Origin of the sequence: Undibacterium sp. Rencai35W, assembly GCF_049340185.1 — a bacterium.
Taxonomy (GTDB): domain Bacteria; phylum Pseudomonadota; class Gammaproteobacteria; order Burkholderiales; family Burkholderiaceae_D; genus Undibacterium.
Genome location: NZ_JBMPPC010000014.1, coordinates 1 through 5,908 on the forward strand (window position 1 = coordinate 1; position 5,908 = coordinate 5,908).

Annotated in this window: 2 tRNA genes and 3 rRNA genes; all 5 read right to left on the reverse strand. The window is 49.1% G+C overall.

From position 1 onward, the window contains the following. Positions 1-12: 12 nt before the first annotated feature. A 5S ribosomal RNA gene (gene rrf / locus ACO0K3_RS19415) occupies positions 13-125 on the reverse strand. Between the two features lie 243 nt (positions 126-368). Next, a 23S ribosomal RNA gene (locus tag ACO0K3_RS19420) occupies positions 369-3,245 on the reverse strand. A 404-nt stretch (positions 3,246-3,649) separates the two neighbouring features. Continuing rightward, positions 3,650-3,725, reverse strand: a tRNA-Ala gene (locus tag ACO0K3_RS19425). 41 nt (positions 3,726-3,766) lie between these two features. Continuing rightward, positions 3,767-3,843 (reverse strand) — tRNA-Ile (locus tag ACO0K3_RS19430). 132 nt (positions 3,844-3,975) lie between these two features. Next, positions 3,976-5,506: ribosomal RNA gene (locus ACO0K3_RS19435) — 16S ribosomal RNA — on the reverse strand. Together the 16S, 23S and 5S rRNA genes with 2 tRNA genes alongside form the textbook arrangement of a ribosomal RNA operon. Positions 5,507-5,908: the final 402 nt, after the last annotated feature.

Genomic DNA, 5,908 nt, shown 5'->3' on the forward strand with positions numbered 1-5,908 from the left:
TGCGGAATAAAAGCCTGACGATGACCTACTTTCACACTGGTTGCAGCACTATCATTGGCGCGGAGTCGTTTCACGGTCCTGTTCGGGATGGGAAGGGGTGGTACCGACTTGCTATGGTCATCAGGCATAACTTGTTGATCTGTTGAGGGTCGCGCTATTTTGCGGCCTGCAACAAATCCAATTCAGAAGAAGCTCAGTAGAGTGTGCGATCTTATTCGCACTAATCAATTTGTTTTGTCACAGCAAGCGAGACCATCGCTTGCTGTGGTGGTTGTGACTGCTGTCGAACAAGTGGAATTCTTCCGAACTCTCACATTGTCGCAAACACTTCACAATACTTGTCGCAGTTTATAACCTGCTAAGGTTATAGGGACAAGCCTTACGGGCAATTAGTACTGGTTAGCTTAATGCATTACTGCACTTCCACACCCAGCCTATCAACGTCCTGGTCTCGAACGACCCTTTAAAGAGCTCAAGGCTCTGGGAAGTCTCATCTTAAGGCGAGTTTCCCGCTTAGATGCTTTCAGCGGTTATCTCTTCCGAACATAGCTACTCGGCAATGCCACTGGCGTGACAACCGATACACCAGAGGTTCGTCCACTCCGGTCCTCTCGTACTAGGAGCAGCCCCCTTCAAACTTCCAACGCCCACGGCAGATAGGGACCAAACTGTCTCACGACGTTTTAAACCCAGCTCACGTACCACTTTAAATGGCGAACAGCCATACCCTTGGGACCGGCTACAGCCCCAGGATGTGATGAGCCGACATCGAGGTGCCAAACTCCCCCGTCGATATGAACTCTTGGGAGGAATCAGCCTGTTATCCCCAGAGTACCTTTTATCCGTTGAGCGATGGCCCTTCCATACAGAACCACCGGATCACTATGTCCTACTTTCGTACCTGCTCGACTTGTCAGTCTCGCAGTTAAGCACGCTTATGCCATTGCACTATTAGCACGATGTCCGACCGTACCTAGCGTACCTTCGAACTCCTCCGTTACACTTTGGGAGGAGACCGCCCCAGTCAAACTGCCTACCATGCACTGTCCCCGACCCGGATAACGGGCCAAGGTTAGAACCTCAAACAAACCAGGGTGGTATTTCAAGGTTGGCTCCACGAGAACTGGCGTCCCCGCTTCAAAGCCTCCCACCTATCCTACACAGATTGGTTCAAAGTCCAATGCAAAGCTACAGTAAAGGTTCATGGGGTCTTTCCGTCTAGCCGCGGGTAGATTGCATCATCACAAACATTTCAACTTCGCTGAGTCTCGGGAGGAGACAGTGTGGCCATCATTACTCCATTCGTGCAGGTCGGAACTTACCCGACAAGGAATTTCGCTACCTTAGGACCGTTATAGTTACGGCCGCCGTTTACTGGGACTTCAATCAAGAGCTTGCACCCCATCATTTAATCTTCCAGCACCGGGCAGGAGTCACACCCTATACGTCCACTTTCGTGTTTGCAGAGTGCTGTGTTTTTATTAAACAGTTGCAGCCACCAGTTTATTGCAACCCTTTCATCCTTCCCCCGCAGGGGGGTCAAACTACCAGGGCGTACCTTATCCCGAAGTTACGGTACCAATTTGCCGAGTTCCTTCTCCCGAGTTCTCTCAAGCGCCTTAGAATACTCATCTCGCCCACCTGTGTCGGTTTGCGGTACGGTCTCGTATGACTGAAGCTTAGAGGCTTTTCTTGGAACCACTTCCGATCGCTTCGTGAACAAGTTCACTCGTCTCAACCCCTTGAATTACGCACCCGGATTTGCCTAAGTGCCTTCTACAAGTCAAGAACAGGCTCTTCCAACCGCCTGACGACCTTCTGTGATCCGTCCCCCCATCGCATCATACGACGGTGCAGGAATATTAACCTGCTTCCCATCAGCTACGCATCTCTGCCTCGCCTTAGGGGCCGACTCACCCTGCTCCGATGAACGTTGAACAGGAAACCTTGGGCTTACGGCGTGGGGGCTTTTCACCCCCATTATCGCTACTCATGTCAGCATTCGCACTTCTGATACCTCCAGCATCCTTTACAAGACACCTTCGCAGGCTTACAGAACGCTCTCCTACCATATCCAATAAAGGATATCCGCAGCTTCGGTGTACAGCTTAGCCCCGTTACATCTTCCGCGCAGGACGACTCGATCAGTGAGCTATTACGCTTTCTTTAAAGGGTGGCTGCTTCTAAGCCAACCTCCTGACTGTTTTAGCCTTCCCACTTCGTTTTCCACTTAGCTGTACTTTGGGACCTTAGCTGGCGGTCTGGGTTGTTTCCCTCTTGACGCCGGACGTTAGCACCCGACGTCTGTCTCCCAAGCTCGCACTCATCGGTATTCGGAGTTTGCAATGGGTTGGTAAGTCGCGATGACCCCCTAGCCATAACAGTGCTCTACCCCCGATGGTGATACTTGAGGCACTACCTAAATAGTTTTCGGAGAGAACCAGCTATTTCCAAGTTTGTTTAGCCTTTCACCCCTACCCACAGCTCATCCCCTAATTTTTCAACATTAGTGGGTTCGGTCCTCCAGTGCGTGTTACCGCACCTTCAACCTGGCCATGAGTAGATCACTTGGTTTCGGGTCTACACCCAGCGACTAATTTCGCCCTATTCGGACTCGATTTCTCTACGGCTTCCCTATGCGGTTAACCTTGCCACTGAATGTAAGTCGCTGACCCATTATACAAAAGGTACGCAGTCACGGAACAAGTCCGCTCCTACTGTTTGTATGCACACGGTTTCAGGATCTATTTCACTCCCCTTCCGGGGTTCTTTTCGCCTTTCCCTCACGGTACTGGTTCACTATCGGTCGATATCGAGTATTTAGCCTTGGAGGATGGTCCCCCCATGTTCAGACAGGATTTCACGTGTCCCGCCCTACTTGTCGCAAACTTAGTTCCACACCGATGATTTCGTATAAGGGGCTATCACCCTCTATGGCCGGAGTTTCCAATCCGTTCTACTATCAAAGATGCTAAATCTTGCAGGCTGTTCCCATTTCGCTCGCCACTACTTTGGGAATCTCGGTTGATTTCTTTTCCTGTAGCTACTTAGATGTTTCAGTTCGCCACGTTCGCTTTGCATACCTATGTATTCAGTATGCAATGACCTTACGGCCGGGTTTCCCCATTCGGAAATCTGCGGATCACAGTGTGTTTGCTCACTCCCCGCAGCTTATCGCAAGCTACTACGTCCTTCATCGCCTGATATCGCCAAGGCATCCACCATGTGCACTTAGTCACTTGTCCCTATAACGTTAGCTTCTAGTGTCTGTTCTTATTACTAAGTTCAGGTTCATCACTAAAAACCGGTTATAGTTCTTTACTACTATTGAGTATTACTTTAGCGTTTGCCGTATCTCAAGGAATTTGATTTTTCTAAAACTCTGCTTTGCAGCAGTGCTTTTCAAACTCTTTTTAATACTTTGTTTGTTCGATACAATCACAACCCTTCCATAATTTCCATTAACAACTGTCGTTGCTAACTTCTCTTTACAGAAATAATTTTGATTATTTCTACTTTACTTCTTCTAAATTGTTAAAGAACGGTAATTCTGTATTTCTTTAATCTCTGTTGAAAGATCAAACCTAAATCGCTTGCCTTGGCACTTGACTGTGCCAGCTTGACTTAGGTTTGTACTTTTGACAAATCTTGGTGGAGGTTAACGGGATCGAACCGTTCACCCCCTGCTTGCAAAGCAGGTGCTCTACCAGATGAGCTAAACCCCCGAAACCTTGTGTGCGTCGTCAACCACCGCCACCACGTTATATGGTGGGTCTGGTTGGGCTCGAACCAACGACCCCCGCGTTATCAACACGGTGCTCTAACCAACTGAGCTACAGACCCAGGTGCTTGCTTCGAGTCTTACCGGTATCGCTACCGCTAAGTTACACAGCTTGTCACTTCTTCAGTGACTTACCTTGTTCTTTGTTTTAACAGTCAATAAGTGTGGACACTTAACTTTCAGCGCAACTCTAGAAAGGAGGTGATCCAGCCGCACCTTCCGATACGGCTACCTTGTTACGACTTCACCCCAGTCACGAACCCTGCCGTGGTAAGCGCCCTCCTTACGGTTAAGCTACCTACTTCTGGCAGAACCCGCTCCCATGGTGTGACGGGCGGTGTGTACAAGACCCGGGAACGTATTCACCGCGACATGCTGATCCGCGATTACTAGCGATTCCAACTTCATGTAGTCGAGTTGCAGACTACAATCCGGACTACGATACACTTTCTGGGATTAGCTCCCCCTCGCGGGTTGGCGGCCCTCTGTATGTACCATTGTATGACGTGTGAAGCCCTACCCATAAGGGCCATGAGGACTTGACGTCATCCCCACCTTCCTCCGGTTTGTCACCGGCAGTCTCATTAGAGTGCCCTTTCGTAGCAACTAATGACAAGGGTTGCGCTCGTTGCGGGACTTAACCCAACATCTCACGACACGAGCTGACGACAGCCATGCAGCACCTGTGTTACAGTTCTCTTGCGAGCACCGCCAAATCTCTTCGGCATTCTGTACATGTCAAGGGTAGGTAAGGTTTTTCGCGTTGCATCGAATTAATCCACATCATCCACCGCTTGTGCGGGTCCCCGTCAATTCCTTTGAGTTTTAATCTTGCGACCGTACTCCCCAGGCGGTCTACTTCACGCGTTAGCTGCGTTACCAAGACAATTAAGTCCCGACAACTAGTAGACATCGTTTAGGGCGTGGACTACCAGGGTATCTAATCCTGTTTGCTCCCCACGCTTTCGTGCATGAGCGTCAGTGTTATCCCAGGGGGCTGCCTTCGCCATCGGTATTCCTCCACATATCTACGCATTTCACTGCTACACGTGGAATTCTACCCCCCTCTGACACACTCTAGCCATACAGTCTCAAATGCAGTTCCCAGGTTGAGCCCGGGGATTTCACATCTGACTTATATAACCGCCTGCGCACGCTTTACGCCCAGTAATTCCGATTAACGCTTGCACCCTACGTATTACCGCGGCTGCTGGCACGTAGTTAGCCGGTGCTTATTCTTCAGGTACCGTCATTAGCATTCCGTATTAGGAAACACCGTTTCTTCCCTGACAAAAGAGCTTTACAACCCGAAGGCCTTCTTCACTCACGCGGCATTGCTGGATCAGGCTTGCGCCCATTGTCCAAAATTCCCCACTGCTGCCTCCCGTAGGAGTCTGGACCGTGTCTCAGTTCCAGTGTGGCTGGTCGTCCTCTCAGACCAGCTACTGATCGTCGCCTTGGTGAGCCTTTACCTCACCAACTAGCTAATCAGATATCGGCCACTCCATGAGCATGAGGTCTTGCGATCCCCCACTTTCAACCTTAGTTCGTATGCGGTATTAGCGTAACTTTCGCTACGTTATCCCCCACTCTAGGGTATGTTCCGATATATTACTCACCCGTTCGCCACTCGTCAGCGGAGCAAGCTCCCTGTTACCGTTCGACTTGCATGTGTAAGGCATGCCGCCAGCGTTCAATCTGAGCCAGGATCAAACTCTTCAGTTTAATCTCTGTTTTTGTTCATTTCTGAACTCTGTTCTTTCGAACAGTGTCGCTCACTCAAATAACTGACAGGCTACTTCTTACGAAGTATCCTATTGATTACTTTTGCGAACATTTGATATTTTTTAAGTATCATGATCAAATAAATTTAATCATGGCGCTTTCTATCAAGTGCCCACATTTATTGACTGTTAATTGTTAAAGATCTTAATTCTTACTTACCTTGGCAAAACCGGGACTCTTGCGAATCAACCTATTTTACTCTTCGCTGCGCTGCAAATCGTTTTGTTTGTCAGCAGCAAAGAAGCGAGATTATGAAGCACTTCCTACTTTTCGTCAACACCTTTTTTAGCCGCTTTCGCTAAACACGCTTACTACGCGCACTTAACTCTTCACTTCTAAAAC